This window comes from Microbacterium sp. SCPM-O-B-15248 (M128), from assembly GCF_058214835.1.
Map to the genome: position 1 here is coordinate 215,479 of NZ_JBYQLI010000001.1, position 17,995 is coordinate 233,473.

The following is a 17,995-nucleotide window of genomic DNA, read 5'->3' on the forward strand; positions in this document are numbered from 1 at the left end:
TCGAGTCGACCGGATCAGATGTCGAGGAAGCGGACGTCTTTGGCGTTGCGCTGGATGAAGCTGCGACGCGACTCGACGTCTTCGCCCATGAGGACCGAGAAGATCTCGTCGGCCGCGGCCGCGTCGTCGATCGTGACCTGCTTGAGCGTGCGGGTCTCGGGGTCCATCGTGGTCTCCCACAGTTCGTGGTCGTTCATCTCGCCGAGACCCTTGTAGCGCTGGATGCCGTTGTCTTTGGGGATGCGACGGCCCGAGGCCTGGCCATCGACCAGCATCGCGTCGCGCTCCCGGTCGCTGTAGGCGTACTCGTGCGGGTGGTTCGACCACTTCAAGCGGTACAGCGGCGGCTGCGCGAGGTAGACGTACCCGGCCTCGATGAGTCCGCGCATGTAGCGGAACAGCAGCGTCAGCAGCAGCGTCGTGATGTGCTGGCCGTCGACGTCGGCGTCGGCCATCAGCACGATCTTGTGATACCGCGCCTTGGCCATGTCGAAGTCCTCGCCGATGCCCGTGCCGAAGGCCTGGATCATCGCCTGGACTTCTTTGTTGCCGAGTGCGCGGTCGAGACGCGCACGCTCGACGTTGAGGATCTTGCCGCGCAGCGCCAGGATCGCCTGCGTGTGGGGGTCGCGGCCCTGGACCGCGGAACCGCCGGCGGAGTCACCCTCGACGAGGAAGATCTCGCTGATCGAGGGGTCCTTCGACGTGCAGTCCTTGAGCTTGTCGGGCATCGCGGCGGACTCGAACACGCTCTTGCGACGAGCGGTCTCGCGCGCCTTGCGGGCGGCCAGGCGGGCCGTCGCGGCGTCGATCGCCTTGCGGATGATGTTCTTCGCCTGGCCCGGGTTGCGGTCGAACCAGTCGCCCAGCTTGTCTCCGACGACCTTCTGCACGAACGCGCGGGCCTCGGTGTTGCCCAGCTTGGTCTTGGTCTGGCCCTCGAACTGCGGCTCCGACAGCTTGACCGAGATGACGGCCGTGAGCCCCTCGCGGATGTCCTCGCCCGTGAGGTTGTCGTCCTTCTCCTTCAGGAGATTGTTCGCGCGCGCATAGCGGTTGACGAGCGTGGTCAGCGCGGCGCGGAAGCCCTCTTCGTGCGTGCCGCCCTCGTGCGTGTTGATCGTGTTCGCGTATGTGAAGACGTTCTCGGTGTACGCCGTCGTCCACTGCATCGCGAGTTCGAGCGCGATCTTGCGGTCGGTGTCCTCGGACTCGACCTCGATGACCTCGTCGTTGACGACGTCGGCCTTGCGTACGCGGTTGAGGTGTTCGACGTAGTCGACGAGACCGCGCTCGTAGAGGAAGCTGTCGTGCCGCCCCTGCGTGACCTCTTCGCCGGGCTCGCCCTCGGTCACCACCGACTGGGGACGCTCGTCGCGCAGGCTGATGCGAAGTCCCTTGTTGAGGAACGCCATCTGCTGGAAGCGCGTGCGGAGCGTGTCGTAGTCGAAGTCGACGGTGTCGAAGATCGTGGCATCCGGCCAGAAGGTGATCGACGTGCCGGTCTCTTCGGTCTCTTCGGCCTGCTCGAGCGGAGCGAGAGGGACGCCACCGTCACGGAAGGACTGGCGCCACGCGTGGCCCTGACGCTTGACCTCGACCTCGAGGCGCGTCGAGAGGGCGTTGACGACGGACGAGCCGACACCGTGCAGACCACCCGAGACGGCGTACCCGCCGCCGCCGAACTTTCCACCGGCGTGCAGGACGGTCAGGACGACCTCGACGGTCGACTTGCCCTCGGTGCGGTGCATGTCGACCGGGATGCCACGACCGTTGTCGATCACGCGGACGGCGCCGTCCGAGAGGATCGTGACATCGATCGTGTCGCAGTAGCCGGCGAGCGCCTCGTCGACGGAGTTGTCGACGATCTCTTGCACGAGGTGGTGCAGACCCCGCTCACCGGTCGAGCCGATGTACATGCCGGGACGCTTGCGGACCGCTTCGAGACCCTCGAGCACCTGGATGGCGTCGGCCCCGTACTCGTTGGTCACCTTGGGGTTGGTCTTCTCGGGTTCCTCGGAAACGCTGTCGGGGTTTTCGGACGTCATGACTTCGCGAGCTCCAGATCGATTCGTCGGAACGTCCATCTTACCGCGCGGGGCTTCTTCTCGCGGTGTGTACGCCCATATGCGGGGAGAAATCGCGTCGCGCCGACACAGACCATGGCCTAGCCGTAGGTATCGCGCGGGCCGCGGCCTGGAACGGCTCTCGTCCCCCATTTCCAAGAGGGGACGTCCGGCCCGATGAAGCGGATCGACTCGACCCCCGCCTCGGGGAATCGTCGGATGATCTCCGACAGGATGTGCGCGCGCATCAACTGCAGCTGCTTCGCCCACGCGGTCGAGTCGGCCTGGACGGTGAGCGTCCCGCCGTCCATCGCCACCGGGCGCGTGTGCGCGGCCGTATCGGCGCCGGCCACGTCGTGCCACGTGCGAACCAGGTCTTCACGGGCGAGCTGCGGCTCCCACCCGGCCGAATGGGTCAAGGCCGACAGCACGTCGCCGAGACCGCGGGGATCCCGACCGGGGGTGAATGGTGCGTTCTCGCCGTCGTCGGCGCGGCGTCGGCGCTTCTTCTTGCGGTACGGCGAGGGCTCGAGACCTCGCAGGCGCAAATACGTGGCCATCGTCTCGGGGAGATCGGATTCGTCAGCCATCGGCATCCAGGATCCGTCCCGCGTCGACCCGGACGATGTGGGCGCGCAGCCCGTCGGGGACGTCTTCTTCGACGGCCGACGTCACGATGACCTGCTCGTAGCCGGCGACGAGTTCCGCCAAGCGGGTGCGCCGACCGGCGTCGAGCTCGGCGAAGACGTCGTCGAGGATGAGCACGGGGTCTCCGAGGCGCGACTCGGCGCGCAGCAGCTCGGCCGATGCGAGGCGGAGGGCGAGGGCGACCGACCAGGACTCACCGTGCGAGGCGTACCCCTTGACGGGAAGGCCGCGTACCTCGAGAACCAGATCGTCGCGGTGGGGGCCCACGAGCGTGAGCCCGCGCTCGAGTTCGGCCGACCGTCGAGCCGCCAGTGCGGCTCGGAACTGCTCGGCGAGCGATCCGGACGATGCTCCGACCGCCACCTCGTCGCCCTCTTCCGGGTCGGAACCGCCGACCGACAGCGCCCAGCGCAGACGCGGGTCGTGATCGGCTCCGGCGATCGCGGTGTACGCCTCGGCGACCGGGGCGGAGAGGTCGGATGCCAACGCTGACCGGGCCTCGATGACCTCGGTGCCGAGGGTGACGAGCTTGTCGTCCCACACGTCGAGGGTGCCGAGGGCATCGCCGCGGATCCCCCGCGCGCGGGCGGACTTCAACAGCGCGGTGCGCTGGCGCAGAACGCGGTCGTAATCGGCGAGCACACCGGCCAATCGCGGCGTCCGCTGCACGATGAGTTGATCCGCGAAGCGCCGGCGGGACGACGGGTCACCGCGCACGATCTGCAGGTCTTCCGGGGCGAACAGCACGACCTGGGCGTACCGGGGCAGCTCGGCGGTGCGGACGTTCACGCCGTTGACGCGCGCTTTGTTCGATCCCTGCCGGTTGAGCTGCAGCTCGAGCAGGACGCTGCGGTCACCGTGCGCCAGACGGGCGCGGACGATCGCGGCATCCGCTCCATCGCGCACCATCGGCGCGTCGCTCGAGACGCGGTGCGAGCCCAGCGTCGCAAGGTAGGCGACGGCCTCGACGAGGTTGGTCTTGCCCTGCCCGTTACGCCCGACGAAGAGATTGGCTCCCGGGGAGAGCGAGACGCCGGCCGCCGCGTAATTGCGGAAGTCCGTCAGTTCGAGCTGCTCCACGATCACCGGGTCAGACTACCCGCCGCCCCCGACATCGGACGGCCCGCCTCTGGCTCAGCGCAGCAGCAGGTTCGGCTGCAGGAGGTACTTGAACGAGCCCTCGCCACCCTTGTCGACCGAGGTCTGCGGGGTGATGAGCACGGGGCTCAGCTTGTTCGCGTTGTCGCTCGAGGTGAACGTGATCCGCGTGAATTCGCTACGAACGGCACCCAGGGACTCGAGGAGGTACTGGGGGTTCAGACCCAGCGTGACCTCGTCGCCGAGGAGCGTCGCGTCGACGGACTCGGTGGCGCGCGCCTGCTCGGTGCCCGAGGCATCCATGGACACCCCGTCGGGCCCGAAGGTGAACCGCAGGGGCGCGGAGCGGTCGAGCACGAGCGCGACACGGCGGACCGCTTCGGCGAGCTCGGCCGTGTTGACGACGCTGTGGTGTTCGGTCTGCTCGGGGAACAACCGGCGGACCGGCGGGAAGTTGCCCTTGATGAGCAGGGACGTCACGGTCTTGTTGCCCGCGGTGAAGGCGATGATCTCGCGATCGCCCGAGCCCGAGAACGCGATCGAGATGTCGCCGCCGTGCGCGAAGGTCTTGCCGACCTCTTGGAGCGTACGGGCGGGCACGAGGGCTGCGGTGGGCTCGTCGGATGCCGCAGCACCGCCGTCCCACGGGATCTCGCGCAGAGCGACGCGGTAGCGGTCGGTGGCGACGAGGCTCAGTCGCGTTCCCGTCACCTCGAGCTGCACGCCGGTGAGCACCGGGGTGACGTCGTCGCGCGAGGCGGCGAACGCGACCTGCGCGATCGCGGTGGCGAAGTCGTCGGCCGGCACGAGTCCGGACTCGCCCGTGACCTCGGGGATCGCGGGGTATTCCTGGACGGGCATCGACGCGAGCGTAAAGCGGGCGGAGCCGCAGGTCAGGAGAATCCCTCCGTCGTCGTCGACGGTGATCTGGATCGGTGCGTTGGGGAGTCGACTCGCGATGTCCGAGAGCAACCGGCCGTGGACGAGGATCGTGCCCGGCTCGTCGACGGTGGCCTCGATCGTCGTGCGCGCGGAGGCCTCGTAGTCGAACGCCGCGAGGGTGAGCCCCTGGTCGCCGGCCTCGATCAGCACACCGGCGAGGATCGGCTGCGGGTTGCGCTGCGGCAGGAGCTTGACCACGAACGAAACGGCTTCGCTGAAGACATCGCGATTGACGTGAAACTTCACGGGCGCTCCCTTGACGGCGGTATGGCTTACCCATGCTAGTCCCCGACTGCGTCCGCACATGTCGGGAGCCCGGCCGCACCACAAGGTCATCGAATCTCTGTTAACTCATGAATGGGATCTTCATCTTGTTAACAGCTGTGGAGAGTGTGGATAACTTGCGCGATGCGTGTTAACAGAAGGGGACTACACGCGTGTGACCTGTGGACGCACTGCGGAGAGCCTGGGCAGTTAACACGATCGAGAGGTCGTCGGTTCTGAGGCTCCTCCACAGGCGGACGCGTGTCGTTCACATCTCATCCGCAGAGAATCCGAGTTATCCACAGGTTTTCCACACTGTGTAGAACCGACTGAACTATGTGCCGCGAACGGCTTTAGGAGCCTCGCTCGCGGCGCAGAACGACGGAGGGGTTCGCCCGCGGATGCGGACGAACCCCTCGGTTCTGGTGGGCGCTCAGCGCATGCGCCCCAACTGGGTCGTGATCTCGGAGACCTGGTTGTAGATCGAGCGTCGCTCCTTCATGAGGTCGCTGATCTTCTTGTAGGCGTACATCACGGTCGTGTGATCGCGGTTGCCGAAAAGCTGGCCGATCTTGGGCAACGACAGACTCGTGCGCTCTCGACAGAGGTACATCGCGATCTGCCGGGCCGTGGCGACCGCCTGCGAACGGCTCGATCCATACAGGTCGTCGACCGACAGCTTGAAGTACTGCGCGGTGGCCGTGATGATGTCGGTCGGCGAGACGACGTTCGCGTCATCCTGGTCGATGATGTCGCGCAGGACGGTCTGGGCCAGCGACATATCGAGGGTCGAGCGATTCAGGCTGGCGAACGCGGACACGCGGATCAGCGCGCCTTCGAGCTCGCGGATGTTCGACGAGACCACGGTGGCGATGTACTCGAGCACGTCGTCCGGGATCAGCAGACGCTCGCTCTGTGCCTTCTTGCGCAGGATCGCGATGCGGGTCTCGAGGTCGGGTGCCTGCACGTCGGTGATCAGGCCCCACTCGAAGCGGCTGCGCATGCGGTCTTCGAAGCCGGTCAGCTGTTTCGGAGGCAGGTCGCTCGTGATCACGACTTGCTTGTCGTGATCGTGCAGCGTGTTGAAGGTGTGGAAGAAGGCTTCCTGGGTCTCGGCGCGCCCCTGCAGGAACTGGATGTCGTCAATGAGGAGGATGTCGACGTCGCGGTACCGGGCCTGGAAGGCAGAGCCGCGGTTGTTCGCGATCGAGTTGATGAAGTCGTTCGTGAACTCCTCGCTCGAGACGTACCGCACGCGGATGCCGGCGTACATGCTCGCGGCGTAATCGCCGATGGCGTGGAGGAGGTGGGTCTTGCCGAGTCCCGAGTCGCCGTAGATGAAGAGAGGGTTGTACGCCTTTGCGGGGGCTTCGGCCACGGCGACGGCGGCGGCATGCGCGAAGCGGTTGGACTGCCCGATGACGAAGTTGTCGAACGTGTACTTCGGGTTGAGCCGGGTGTCGTTGCGGGATGCCGGGACGATCGGGTCGGGGGTCTGCTCGGTGATCGACGAACTCGTCGTCGGCGCGGTGGGAGCCGAGTTCGGACGTTCTTCGGCCGAGGGAGCCGAGCGGTGCGACTCGATGAGATCGGGGTTCACGACCACCCGGAAATTGCTGACCTCGGGGTCGATGCCCTGCACGTGAGTGAGGGCCTCGAGGATGGGCGCGCGCATGCGCTTGTTCATCTGCGCGGCGGTCAGGTCGTTGGGAACGTCGAGATAGAGCGTCCCGCCCATCACACCCTGCGGCACGGCGAGATTGAGGAAGCCGTGAAGCTGCGGGGTGACGCGGTCGTCGGTGAGGAGATGGTCGAGCACGGCGGACCAGACGGGGACATCCGGTACTTGGTGCAGTGACATATCCCCTCCGGGATCTCGGCGCGCGGCTGTCGACGTGCGACGCGCCGAACCTGTGGATAACTTCCGGGGACACGCTAGTTCGCGGTCCGCACGGAGCCAAATCAACTGTAGAACGCGCTCGCGTGTCTTTGCCACGGGTGTGGACGGGGGTTGGGGATAATGAGCGGTCGGCTTCTCGGTTTGAGTTAACGTCGCGCGCGACGTAGCCTTAGTCGGTTGACTTATGCCTAAACGGCAGTCCCGACCACGTCCCCGGCAGAAGAGCATCGGGCGACATCACCTCCGGAGTGACCCATGAGCAAGCGCACCTTCCAGCCCAACAACCGCCGCCGCGCCAAGAAGCACGGTTTCCGTGCCCGCATGCGCACGCGCGCCGGCCGCTCGATCCTGGCGGCGCGTCGCGCCAAGGGTCGCACCGAGCTCTCGGCCTGACCCACCTAGTGCTCGCGAAGCCGAACCGACTCACCCGCGGATCGGACTATAAGACCACCGTCCGTCGGGGTTCTCGGTGTGCCGGAGCGCACACCGTGACGTACGTCGGCAGCGTGCCGGACGAGGGTCCGGCACGCTTCGGTTTCATCGTGAGCCGCCAGGTCGGCTCTGCCGTCACACGCAACACCGTGCGCCGCCGTCTCAAGGCGGTGTGCGCCGAGGCGCTCCCGCTGGTTCGCGGGGGCGCCTCGGTCGTCATTCGTGCGCTGCCCTCGGCGGCGACCGCTGACTACGCAACTCTTCGCGCCGACGTCGTCCGGTGCCTGGAACGTAAGGCCGCCGCGTGAGCACCTCGACGCTGCCCACCTCGTCGACGGGCGCCGGACACCTCGAGTGGAGCTCCGTCGCGGCATCCGTTCCGCTTCTCCCCCGGAACGCCGGTCTCGCGCTTCTGCACGCGTACCGGGCCACGATTTCGCACGTCTACGGCGACGTGTGCAAGTACTACCCGTCCTGTTCCGCCTATTCGGTGGGCGCCGTGCAGCAGCACGGACTCGTCAAAGGCGTCGCGTTGACCGCGGCCCGCCTCGCCCGCTGTCATCCCTGGGCCCAGGGTGGCATCGACGACGTCCGTCCGCACCACGCCTTCCGCCACGAACTCACTCCGCACGGTTTCGTCGTGCCCTCCCGAAAGGACTGATCCGTGCCGGATCTCATTGGAATCGTCCTCTGGCCATTGAAATGGGCCGTCGAGCTCGTGCTGGTCGGTTGGCACACGCTCTTCACCGCTATCGGGATGGCGCCGGCTGCGGGCATCACCTGGGTGCTGTCGATCGTGGGCCTCGTGCTCATCGTGCGCGCTGCTCTGATCCCGCTGTTCGTGAAGCAGATCAAGAGTCAGCGCAAGATGATGGAGATCGCTCCCGAGCTGCGCAAGGTACAGGAGAAGTACCGGGGCAAGAAGGATCAGCTGTCTCGTGAGGCCATGAGCCGCGAGACGATGGCGCTTTACAAGAAGCACGGCACGACGCCGGTTTCGAGCTGCCTGCCCCTCCTGGTGCAGATGCCGATCTTCTTCGCCCTCTTCAGCGTGCTGAACGACGTCGCCAAGCACGCCACCAGCAATCAGGGTGGTGTGGGGCTGCTGACGCCCGAGTTGACGCGCGAGTTCTACGACGCGCGCCTGTTCGACGTGGCATCCATGCACGTCAACCTCGTCACCGCGTGGGGCCAGTCCGACGGTCAGATCACCGTCGCGATCCTGCTGACGCTGGTCGTGCTGATGATCGCGTCGCAGTTCTTCACTCAGCTGCAGATCATCTCGAAGAACCTGTCGCCCGAGGCCAAGACCGGTCAGGCGTACCAGATGCAGAAGATCATGCTCTACATCCTGCCGCTCGCCTTCATCTTCTCGGGTGTCTTCTTCCCGCTCGGCGTCGTCATCTACTGGTTCGTCAGCAACCTGTGGACGATGGTTCAGCAGTTCATCGTCATCCGCGAGATGCCGACTCCCGGTTCCGACGCGGCGAAGGCCCGCGAGGAGCGCCTGGCGCGCAAGGCCAAGGCGATCGACTCCAGCGGTAAGGTCGTGCCGATCGAGAAGTACGAGGCCGAGCAGCAGCGGCTCTTCGAAGAGGCCGAGCGTGCCCGTGCGGCTCAGCCCAAGCGTCAGCAGCCCGTGGGCAAGCAGCGCGCGAAGAAGCAGCAATCCCCGAAGGGCGCCAACCCGACGCCGCGCACGCCGGCGAAGCCCGGCACCGAGACCCCCTCCTGAGCATCCGGAGCACATGATGACGATGTCCGAGCAGATCGCGACTGAACCGACCGCCGTTACTGAGGAGCAGCTCGAGCAGGAGGGCGACGTCGCCGCCGACTTCCTGGAAGGGCTTCTCGATATCGCCGACATCGATGGGGATCTCGCCCTGGATGTGCGCGCGGGCCGCGCGTACGTGTCCGTTGAGGCCGACGATGTGGCGGCGTTGTCGACGCTGTCGCACCCCGATACCGTGCAGGCGCTGCAAGAGCTGACGCGGCTGGCCGTGCAGAACTCCACGGGCCGTTTCTCGCGGCTCATCCTCGACATCGGTGGCTCACGGGACGCGCGTCAGCGCCAGCTCGAGACGCTCGTGGACCGCGCGATCCAGCGCCTCGATGAGGGCGCCTCGCAGGCCTCCCTGCCGGCCATGTCGAGCTACGAGCGCAAGCTGGTGCACGACATTGCGGCCGACCGCGGCTACTCCTCGGAGTCGTTCGGCGAGGGCGCAGACCGGCACACGGTCCTGCGCCGCGGCTGATCTGCACGACGTGGAGAACCACCTCGAAGCGGAACCGGATGCCGCGGTCGCGGTGTTCGGTGACCGCATCGACCTCGCGCGCCGGTTCACCGCGGCACTCGCGGAGCACGGAGAGCAGCGCGGACTGATCGGACCTCTCGAGGTTCCGCGGCTGTGGTCACGGCACATCCTGAACAGCGCGGTCGCCGCACCGTTCTTTTCGGGACGTGTGGCGGACGTCGGTTCGGGCGCGGGGCTTCCGGGAATCGTCTTGGCAATCGCTCGACCCGACGTCGAGTTCACGCTGATCGAGCCGATGGAGCGCCGGACCGTCTGGCTCACCGAGCAGGTGGGTGCGCTCGGGCTCGAGAACGTCACCGTGGAGCGTCTCCGAGCCGAGGAGTGGGCGAAAGGTCGGGTGTTCGATGTGGTCACGGCGCGCGCCGTGAGCGCGCTGCGGACGCTGATCCCGTGGACGGCCCCACTGGCGCGGGTGGGTGGTCGCCTGGCGTACCTGAAGGGCGCGAACGTCGCGGCCGAGGTCGACGCCGCCGAGAAGCAGATCCGTCGCTTCGGCGTGACCGACGTCGAGATCCACATCGTCGGTGAGGGCATCGTCGAGGAGCCGACGCGTGTGCTCACCGCGACGGTTTCCCGCTGATCAGTCCCCATTCAATGGGATTATCCTCGCCACGCCTGAACGCGGCGTACAGTGGCGGCTTGGGGCATGTTCCTCGCCCCGGTGACATCTCGAGGACGTCGATCATGAGCGGGAGCGGGTACGTCGGCGCCTGATCGAAGGTGTGGACGACGCGCCCCTGGCATCCGATCGCGCTCGTCTCGCCACCTCCATATGACGGTCCAGGTGAGGATGTCGTGGCCGTCTTCGTCGACGACGACCGTGATCATGTCGTCGCGGAGGCGGTCGTCGTGGTCGGCCCTGATCCCGCAACGCACGCGGGTCCTTCGGCCGATCGCATCCGCCTCGATCTCGGCGACGCCGATCTCTCCCGAATCACCGGGATCGAGGTGTTCGGTTCCGACGATCGGCATCGATGCGCAGGTCGATTCCGGCGTCGGTGAAGCCCGTACGCGCCCGTGAGCGATCTGGGGGTCGTCCAGTGTGGCAGGTAGTGAGGAATCCACGTGTCTCGCAGGACCCCCGCCGAGAAGTCGTCGTCGACATCAGCGGTCCGACGGGGATGCGGAAGAAGGGCGGTGGCGTCTGAGCGTGCCACGCATCGAGTATCGCGCGGGAGTCCGACATCAGTGTGCGGGCGGGTCGGCCCCTCGTCTCGGGGTGCGCGCGTTGTGGCTGGGTGGTTGTGTCACGAGGGCGGATGCGCACACGTGCGGGCATTCATCTCGATGCGGGAAATGTGGAGCGGGAGCGAGGCCAGGGGAACAGCGCACGGGAGTCACTTTGACAGTGGATGACGTGCGCCTCGGGTGCCTTCGCTCTTGCACGGTCCCGCATGCGCCCGCTGTGTGGTGTTCGGGTGTGCGCGAGCCGTGTAGCGCCGGGACCCACTCCCCTGCGGTTCGTCTGTTCATGCGATCCCGCGGCCGTGGGCGGCGTCGTGCGCGTTGTACTTCTCAACGTGGTCGCGATGTTTCACGTGAAACGGTAGAGATGGCGCGGCAGCTGCGGAGTGGAGTCCGACGACCGCGGTGCCACTGTACGCCGCGAAGGGTGCGCTGTTCGCTGCAGGGTGGCTGTCTGTGTGGGTGCGCGTCTGCGAGGGGCATGAGGAACGGCGGATTCGTCCCTGTGGAGCGGAGGTCGGCCAAGACCGAGGGGAAGCGAGGCGCGTGGACGCGCTGAGTGGCCGGGGGCTGCCGGCCATCGCGATGGCACCGAGACCGAGGGGTGCCCGGTGTTTCACGTGAAACCCTCCCCCCTTGCTGCGCCGTGAGACCCGGGGTCGCGGGTGAGTTGAACCCGGCCGCTGCCACTGCCCCAACGCTTAGGCGCGGCTGGTCCACATCACCGAACACGTTCGGGGCCACATGCGGTTGCCATGTGGGTATCCCACGCGGCCTCTGGTTCCGCAGCGTTCCCCCGCTGCTGCGCATCAGGGACGTGTCCAGGCGGAGGATCTGCGGACGCTCCGCGAGACGTCTGTTGCGCGGTGGTGGCCGTCCGACAAGGATCCAGGTCACACCGGCGATGAAGATGAGAGAGCTGCCCGTGGAGTGCCGCGCTGCGAGCGAGGTCGTCTGTGAGGGGGCGTGACCCACACACACGCGGGCTACCGAGTCCCAGGAGCTGCTCGGGGCCGAGGGAGGCGATGACGATCTCCGACCTGTCGCAACTGGCGATGGGGGTGGCTCCGGAGTCGACGGATGTCAAGCAACGGGCGGCAGACCGGATGCACAGCCGCCCGTCTTCCGGTCGCCGACCCGTGCCATGGTGAGGCGAAGCGTGTGAATGCGGGGTCGCCGTCCGATATCCGTCCGACCATCCTTGGCGGACCCGCTCGTCGTCCGGTCGAGTGACAACCGGAGCGTGGGGCGATGGGGATGCGAGAGCTGAGGACCGGCTTGTTTACCCTCCGTTGTTCGTGATCCGTCTACGGGCTATGAGTCCTCCCCCACGCGATGCGTTCCTCGTCGCGGCGACCGGACGCTGGGCGTGTGGATGCAGGTCTCAGAGGCACGCCGACCAGAGCGCAGCGGCGGGGGATGTCTCCGCGTGAGGTGAGACAACGTCGTGCGCAGATCAGTGGCCCCTTGCTTCGGTAGGCACACCGTGAGGACACCCGAGATCTCAGGGTGCACAGAGGATGCCCGGGGTGCTCGTCAGCCGTGCCAATCGATCTCGTTCCCATTGCGCGGAGTCGAGGGAACTCGAGGCCACATCGTCACGTTGGGCAGACGCCGTCGCATGAGCTGGTGTGACGTCGAAGGGCCCGCGAACGCTCCACTCGGGTAAGCACCGTGAACCGTTGCGAACGTGACATGAACCCGTGGCAACCGTCGCACAGCCGTGCAGACGCGTCGGTGAGTGGACGTGGGGTGCGACGGCGGCTCCGTCGTTTCGTCTGGATGTGCGCGCGGGGCGGGATGTTTCACGTGAAACACGGGCACTGACGCACACGCCCTCCCCCGCGCCGGGCGGGTCGCGGCCCGTCGTTACCGGCCCGAAGTCACCCTCTCCGGCACATCGAGCACGCCGTGCGGAACTGGGATACGGAGATGGCTGCGATGTTCCTCGGGGAACGACTGGCACCAGTATCACCGGACGGCCCATGTCCCACCCGCACCGAGACACGGTCATCCTTCGAGCGCGGGACTGTTCAGGCCCCTCGGTCGATGGACGACGGAGGTCGGGGTACGTCGAGATGGACGCCCTGATCCGCTCTCTCCCGGAGCCCGCCAGACAGTCGCGACCGAGGGTGTGCGCAGAGTTGATTGCGCACCTGACGGAGAGGGCGGCATCCCCGTGAGCGCCAATGGCGTGCGGCTGCCCCGCGGCGCCAGCCGCATCCTTCTTCCTGGCTCATGAGGTACGGCGGGTAGGGGTAGTCGCCTCTGCCCGGTTGAGTGTGATCGCCGCGGGTGCACGTCCGGGCTATACCGCAGCAGGCCTCAGAGTGTTTCACGTGAAACATGGCTGCGCCGTGCTGTAGTGCGCCATCGGTGCTCGGCTGCCTGACGGCGCCAGCCGAGTCTCTCCCCTGGCTTAAGAGGTGCGGCGGGTACTGGGATGGTCACGGATGTCCGGTCGAGCGGGCGAGGCGCGGTGCACCTCCGCTCTGACTCACAGCGGATCTCCGAGTGGCACACGTGAAACATGGCTGCGCCGTGGGGTGCGCCATTGGTGCGCAGTTGCCCGCGGTACCCGCGGGATCCTCCCTGCTGCCTCATGAGGTGCGGCGGGTAGTGGGATGGTCACCCCTGTCTGGTTGAGTGTGCGATCCGCAGGTGCGCGTCCGGGCTGCGTCTTCAGATCCCCAGGTGTTTCACGTGGAACATGGCGGCGCCGTGCTGTGGTGCGCCATTGGTGCGCAGCTGCCCGCGGCGCCCCCGGGATCCTTCTTGCTGGCTCATGAGGTGCGGCGGGTTAGTGGGATGGTCGCCGCTATCCGGTTGAGCGTGCGAGCCGCAGGTGCACGGGCTGCGTCTTTGGATCCTCAGGTGTTTCACGTGAAACATGACGCCGGGGTGATGGGATGCGCCACTGGTGCGGGTGCCTCGTGGTGCCAACCGGGTTCTTCGAGCTGGCTCATGAGGTGCGGCGGGTAGTGGGATGGTTCCCCCTGTCCGGTTGAGTGCGCGAGCCGCAGGTGCGCGTCAGGGCTGCGTCTTTAGATAGGTGTTTCACGTGAAACATGGTGGCGCCGTGGTGGGGTGTGCGATCGGTGCGCGGCTGCCTCACCGTGCCAGCCCAATCCCTCCTCCTGCCGCATGAGGCGCGGCGGGTACTGGGATCGTCACAGATCTCCACTTGAGATGCGACAGCCGCGGCTGCTCGTCCGCGCCGCGTTTACGCAGATCTCCAGGTGTTTCACGTGAAACAGGGCGGCGCCATGGCGGGGTGTGCCATGGATGCGGGTACCTCGTGGCGCCAACCAGCTTTCTCGCCCTGGCTCATGAGGTGCGGCGGGTACTGGGATTGAGGTCGTCCCCCATGTCCGGTTGAGCGTGGCAGCCGTATTCCACGCGAAACAGGGTAGCCCCGCGGCAGGGGCGGCCCTGGCCCGTAAGAGAGCCGCCACCCATCGCCAGGCTCAGGCGCGCAAGCTGGACGCTCCCAGCCCCGCGCGGTCTATAGCGGCGCTGGGTATGCGCTTGGGCGGAGCCCGTCCGGCATCTCTGACTGGCGGTAGTGAATGGACGACCACTAGTCGACCGGATGGCCGAAGCACCCCGGGTGGGGGAAACCGGGATCCTTCATGGCCACCCGCGCCCTCCCCCGCATGCTGCCACCCGCGAAACCTCGCATCGGTCGCACCGATGCGGCGCGAAAGGCTGTCGGCTGTTGCCCGCCCATCCGCTGCATGCACGGGGCATGCGCGGCCCATGGCGCAACCGGATCTTCGCGCGTGACGAGGACGTATGCCGTGGCACACACACGTCGAAGAGCCGCGGCGCTTCATGGAATGTGACCCCGTAGGCCGGCTTCGGGCATCTTGCCCGAGGGGGATGTTTCACGTGAAACGTTGAACGACGTGCCAGCCCGCTCGCGGAGCACCTGGATGGATCGGTACGGCGATGACTCAGTCGTGATCGCCGGGCTCACCGCAGGAACACTGCCGGTCATGGCATCCACCAAGCCAACAACAACGCGAACAGGTGCGGGGCACTCCCCCGCGGGTTGCGTCACCGGGACGGACATCAGAACGCGGATGCCGAGTGCCCAAGAACGCCGTTGAGAGTGTGTCCGTCGGCCAGCGCTCGCGGGCAGTGACCATCTCTCCAGCGAAGAATCGCACACGCTCGCGCATCCGCCTCGGATCACCCCGACGTAGCGACCGTCCCGCCGGTAGACTTGGGATGTTGTCCCCGGAGATGAAGGAGCGCGTTTCACGTGAAACAGTCCGGTGAGTCGTCAGGCTCCCCCTCCTTCGAAGACTCCCCGATTGCCCGTGAGATCGCCGATCTGTCGGCGCGACGCCGAGCGCTGGAGGCTACCGAGGTGACGTTGTCCGGTCGTACTCGTGTGTTCACGGTCTCCAACCAAAAGGGCGGGGTCGGAAAGACGACGACCGCCGTGAACATCTCCGCGGCGCTCGCATCACTCGGCGCGAAAGTCCTGGTCATCGACCTCGATCCACAGGGGAACGCATCGACCGCACTCGGTGTGCCCCACAACGCCGATACGGCCAGCATCTACGACGTCCTCATCGACGAGTTCCCGCTCGCTGACATCATTCAGACGAGCCCGGAGTCGCCCAACCTTCTGTGCGCGCCGAGCACGATCCATCTCGCGGGTGCGGAGATCGAGCTCGTGTCCCAAGTGGCTCGCGAGCACCGCCTACGCGGCGCGCTTCGTGACTACCTCGCGATTGAGGACAACCACCTCGATTTCGTGATCATCGACTGCCCGCCGTCGCTGGGACTCCTCACAATCAATGCGTTCACCGCGGCGGATGAGGTTCTCATCCCGATCCAGTGTGAGTACTACGCGCTCGAGGGCTTGAGTCAGCTGCTCGGCAGCGTGCAGATGATCCAGAAGCACCTCAACCCGTCGCTGCACGTGTCGACGATTCTGCTCACTATGTACGACGGGCGGACCCGCCTCGCGCAGCAAGTGGCGGACGAAGTGCGCGAGCACTTCTCTGACGAAGTCCTCCACACGGTCATCCCCCGATCTGTCCGCGTGTCCGAAGCACCGAGCTTCGGTCAGACGGTCATCGCGTACGATGGCCAGTCAGCGGGCGCGATCGCCTACCGCGAAGCAGCGGTCGAGATTGTCGGACGCGACACCACCCCGAAGGAAGACTGATGGCCAAGAGAACCGGACTGGGCCGCGGTATCGGTGCCCTCATCCCCACGGCGGAATCGTCGGAGTCACGTCCGGTGGACGTCTTCTTCCCCGGAGCTTCGGCATCCGAGACGGCGAAGAAGGACTCGACCCCGACCTCGACCGACGTCGCTGAGCCCGAGCTGGTCACCGTTCCCGGCGCACGGCTGGTGCACGTCGACCCGAAGTCGATCGTCCCGAACCCCCGTCAGCCGCGCACGCACTTCGACCCCGAGGACCTGGCGGAACTCGTCCACTCCGTCCGCGAGTTCGGCGTGCTGCAGCCGGTCGTCGTCCGCGACAAGGGTGACGGAACGTACGAGCTCATCATGGGTGAGCGTCGTACGCGTGCCTCGCGCGAGGCCGGTCTGACGTCCATTCCGGCGGTGGTGCGCGAGACCGAGGACGAGTACCTCCTCCGGGACGCTCTGCTCGAGAACCTGCACCGTTCACAGCTCAACCCGCTCGAAGAGGCGTCCGCCTACCAGCAGCTGCTCGAGGATTTCGGCATCACTCAAGAGGAACTCGCGACCCGCATCGGCCGGTCGCGGCCTCAGATCAGCAATACGATCCGTCTGTTGAAGCTCCCTGTGCCTGTCCAGCAGCGGGTCGCCGCGGGTGTCCTGAGCGCGGGTCATGCGCGAGCGATCCTCTCGCTCGAGGACCCGCGTGAGATGCAGAAGCTCGCCGACAAGATCGTCAACGAGGATCTCTCAGTGCGCGCGGCCGAGGCCGCGGCGAAGATGCCGGGGGTGGCACCCGTTCGGCAGAAGCCCAAGGCAGGTTCTCGTCGTTCTGGCCTCGACGACGTGGCCGAACGGTTGGGCGATCGATTCGACACGAAGGTCCGCGTCTCGTTGACGGCAAGAAAAGGCCAGATCAACATTGATTTCGCCACGATTCAGGATCTCAATCGCATCTTGGCTGTTCTCGGCGAAGAGGGATACGCGGGCTGATCACCGCCTTATTCCCGGCTGGGCATATGCTCAACCTGCGAGACGACGAACCTCATGTCGGACCGGCGACGTACGCTGGATTGGTGACCGCGAACGACCAGAGCCCTCGCCGCCGCGCCAGTCTCGAGCTGCTGCGCGCTGAAGCCTCGGATGAACTCGCCGTCCTGATCCACGAACGCCTCCGTGGTGGTGAAGACCCGTGGGAGTTCATGGAAGACCTTCCCAGCGTCGACGAGCTGGTGGTGCTCACGCTGAGGGCCGAGAACATCGCCGAGAACGGTGGGGCTCGCCCGAACTCGTCGCGGAACTACCGTGTGCTGCGGCAGATCGCGCTCGAGTATCCCCCGCTGACGCGCGCTGTGTGGCGCATTCTCGGCGACGACGAGCCGCACCGGCGGTGGGACACCTCCGTGCGCCTCGACGCCTCCTGACGGCCGCCTGACGGCCGAACCCGACGACGACCGGATGCCATGGCCGTCGTGCGGCTTGGCGCGGCTGGCGGCCACCCCAGGCTCACGGCATCCCGTCTCGAACCGAGCGCTCCGTGCGCGGCATCCTGTATCCCGGCATCCGTCCGCGCCGGACCGGGCGACGCCCCCACCAACGACGAAGCCCCCGACATCACGAGGATGCCGGGGGCTGTCGACGAGCGGAGGACTCAGCCGAGGAAGGCTGCGAGGTCCTGCTCGAGGGCGTACTTGGGCTTCGCGCCGATGATGGTCGTCTTGACCTCACCACCGTGGAAGACCTTCATCGCGGGGATGGAGGTGATCTGGTACTTCATCGCGAGATCGGGGTTCTCGTCGACGTTGAGCTTCAGGACGGTGATCTTGTCCGCGTTCTCGGACTGGATCTCGTCGAGGACGGGGGCGACCATACGACACGGTCCGCACCACTCGGCCCAGAAGTCCACGAGAACGGGACCCTCGGCCTGCAGGACGTCCTGCTCGAAGGTCGCGCTGGTCGTCGCCTTGGCGGTCATGTGC

16 protein-coding genes are annotated in these 17,995 nt (G+C 66.5%); 9 read left to right on the forward strand and 7 right to left on the reverse strand.

All coding sequences use genetic code 11. The features are described from left to right. Positions 1-14: 14 nt before the first annotated feature. From gyrB to dnaA, 5 genes are all read right to left on the reverse strand, one after another. Positions 15-2,048: a DNA topoisomerase (ATP-hydrolyzing) subunit B gene (gene gyrB / locus AC3E6M_RS01040; RefSeq protein ID WP_490528792.1), complete on the reverse strand. Its 2,034-nt coding sequence runs from the start codon at positions 2,046-2,048 to the stop codon at positions 15-17. 119 nt (positions 2,049-2,167) lie between these two features. Then, positions 2,168-2,662, reverse strand: a complete 495-nt coding sequence (locus AC3E6M_RS01045) for a DciA family protein (protein WP_138174022.1) — start codon at positions 2,660-2,662, stop codon at positions 2,168-2,170. Next, positions 2,649-3,800, reverse strand: a complete 1,152-nt coding sequence (recF, locus tag AC3E6M_RS01050) for a DNA replication/repair protein RecF (RefSeq protein WP_490528793.1) — start codon at positions 3,798-3,800, stop codon at positions 2,649-2,651. The genes AC3E6M_RS01045 and recF overlap by 14 nt, the downstream gene beginning before the upstream one ends. Before the next feature lie 48 nt (positions 3,801-3,848). Continuing rightward, positions 3,849-5,000 carry a DNA polymerase III subunit beta gene (gene dnaN / locus AC3E6M_RS01055; protein ID WP_138174026.1) on the reverse strand — a complete coding sequence of 384 codons (1,152 nt, stop codon included), beginning with the start codon at positions 4,998-5,000 and terminating at the stop codon, positions 3,849-3,851. Positions 5,001-5,451: 451 nt separating this feature from the next. Next, positions 5,452-6,879 carry a chromosomal replication initiator protein DnaA gene (dnaA, locus tag AC3E6M_RS01060; RefSeq protein ID WP_138174028.1) on the reverse strand — a complete coding sequence of 476 codons (1,428 nt, stop codon included), beginning with the start codon at positions 6,877-6,879 and terminating at the stop codon, positions 5,452-5,454. Positions 6,880-7,173: 294 nt separating this feature from the next. On the opposite strand from dnaA, the gene rpmH reads away from it, so the two are divergent. The 6 genes from rpmH to rsmG are packed head-to-tail and all read left to right on the forward strand — an operon-like array spanning position 7,174 to position 10,245. Then, the gene (gene rpmH / locus AC3E6M_RS01065; protein ID WP_076492700.1) at positions 7,174-7,311 is read left to right on the forward strand and encodes a 50S ribosomal protein L34; all 138 of its coding nucleotides are present in this window, start codon (positions 7,174-7,176) and stop codon (positions 7,309-7,311) included. A gap of 8 nt (positions 7,312-7,319) precedes the next feature. After that, positions 7,320-7,658 carry a ribonuclease P protein component gene (gene rnpA / locus AC3E6M_RS01070; protein ID WP_490528794.1) on the forward strand — a complete coding sequence of 113 codons (339 nt, stop codon included), beginning with the start codon at positions 7,320-7,322 and terminating at the stop codon, positions 7,656-7,658. After that, positions 7,655-8,011 (forward strand): membrane protein insertion efficiency factor YidD, encoded by a 357-nt coding sequence (yidD, locus tag AC3E6M_RS01075; RefSeq protein WP_138174032.1) that lies wholly within the window; start codon positions 7,655-7,657, stop codon positions 8,009-8,011. Before rnpA ends, yidD begins: the two co-directional genes overlap by 4 nt. Positions 8,012-8,014: 3 nt before the next feature. Next, positions 8,015-9,085, forward strand: coding sequence for a membrane protein insertase YidC (gene yidC, locus AC3E6M_RS01080; RefSeq protein WP_490528795.1), 1,071 nt, complete (start codon positions 8,015-8,017; stop codon positions 9,083-9,085). Positions 9,086-9,098: 13 nt separating this feature from the next. Further along, positions 9,099-9,605: a Jag family protein gene (locus tag AC3E6M_RS01085; protein ID WP_490528796.1), complete on the forward strand. Its 507-nt coding sequence runs from the start codon at positions 9,099-9,101 to the stop codon at positions 9,603-9,605. Between the two features lie 10 nt (positions 9,606-9,615). Further along, a complete protein-coding gene (gene rsmG, locus AC3E6M_RS01090; RefSeq protein WP_252370926.1) occupies positions 9,616-10,245 on the forward strand; it encodes a 16S rRNA (guanine(527)-N(7))-methyltransferase RsmG in 630 nt (209 codons plus the stop codon). A 20-nt stretch (positions 10,246-10,265) separates the two neighbouring features. Here the strand turns inward: rsmG and AC3E6M_RS01095 are convergent, their stop codons facing one another. Then, positions 10,266-10,637, reverse strand: a complete 372-nt coding sequence (locus AC3E6M_RS01095; protein WP_490528797.1) for a hypothetical protein — start codon at positions 10,635-10,637, stop codon at positions 10,266-10,268. Positions 10,638-15,117: 4,480 nt separating this feature from the next. Between AC3E6M_RS01095 and AC3E6M_RS01100 the strand changes: the two genes are divergently transcribed. From AC3E6M_RS01100 to AC3E6M_RS01110, 3 genes are all read left to right on the forward strand, one after another. Then, positions 15,118-16,035, forward strand: coding sequence for a ParA family protein (locus AC3E6M_RS01100; protein WP_138174038.1), 918 nt, complete (start codon positions 15,118-15,120; stop codon positions 16,033-16,035). After that, entirely contained in the window at positions 16,035-17,009 is a 975-nt protein-coding gene (locus tag AC3E6M_RS01105) for a ParB/RepB/Spo0J family partition protein (protein ID WP_490528798.1), read from the forward strand. The genes AC3E6M_RS01100 and AC3E6M_RS01105 overlap by 1 nt, the downstream gene beginning before the upstream one ends. Positions 17,010-17,092: 83 nt before the next feature. Continuing rightward, the gene (locus AC3E6M_RS01110; RefSeq protein WP_138174042.1) at positions 17,093-17,440 is read left to right on the forward strand and encodes a tryptophan synthase subunit alpha; all 348 of its coding nucleotides are present in this window, start codon (positions 17,093-17,095) and stop codon (positions 17,438-17,440) included. 227 nt (positions 17,441-17,667) lie between these two features. Here the strand turns inward: AC3E6M_RS01110 and trxA are convergent, their stop codons facing one another. Continuing rightward, complete coding sequence (gene trxA / locus AC3E6M_RS01115) at positions 17,668-17,991, reverse strand: thioredoxin (RefSeq protein ID WP_138174044.1); 324 nt, start codon at positions 17,989-17,991, stop codon at positions 17,668-17,670. Between the last annotated feature and the right edge of the window lie 4 nt (positions 17,992-17,995).